This is a genomic window from Paracoccus binzhouensis (genome assembly GCF_016446475.1).
GTDB classification, from domain to species: domain Bacteria; phylum Pseudomonadota; class Alphaproteobacteria; order Rhodobacterales; family Rhodobacteraceae; genus Paracoccus; species Paracoccus binzhouensis.
Map to the genome: position 1 here is coordinate 1 of NZ_JAEHFP010000264.1, position 627 is coordinate 627.

Genomic DNA, 627 nt, shown 5'->3' on the forward strand with positions numbered 1-627 from the left:
GGGCGCCTCGGCCAACGGCTTTGCCGCCGCGGCCGGGCGCACGGCGGCGGGCGGCGCGCTGCTGGCCAACGACCCGCAATTCGCCCTGACCGCGCCGGGCCTGTGGTATCTGGCGCGGATCGAGTTGCAGTCCGGCGGGGTGATCGGCGGCACCATCCCCGGCATTCCCGCGGTGCTGTCGGGCCGCAACACCGGGCTGGCCTGGGGCATCACCCCGGCGCAGATCGACGACCAGGACCTTTATGTCGAGGAGGTGCAGCCCGGCGACCCTAACCGCTATCGCGGTGCGCAGGGCTGGACCGAATTCGCCACCCGGCGCGAGACCCTGCGCGTCCGTGGCGACGCGCCGCGGACCATCACCCTGCGCGAGACCGAGAACGGGCCGGTGATCCCGGCCGGGCATCTCGACCTGGCCACCATCCTGCCTGCCGGCCATGTCGCGGCGCTGTCCTGGACCGGGGGCTATGGCAACGACCGCAGCATGACGGCGCTGATCGGGCTGATGCGGGCGCCGGACCGGGCGGCGGCGGCGCGGGCGCTGCGCGACCTGATCGCCCCGGCCCTGATGGTGACGCTGGCCGACGGCCAGGGCGTGGGCCAGGTCATGGCCGGCGCCGTGCCGCGGCG

1 protein-coding gene is annotated in these 627 nt (G+C 75.1%); it reads left to right on the forward strand.

Translation table 11 applies throughout. The features are described 5' to 3' along the window. Positions 1–627, forward strand: a 627-nt coding sequence (locus tag I9P22_RS24370) for a penicillin acylase family protein (protein ID WP_199262807.1), incomplete at both ends; no start/stop codon positions are given.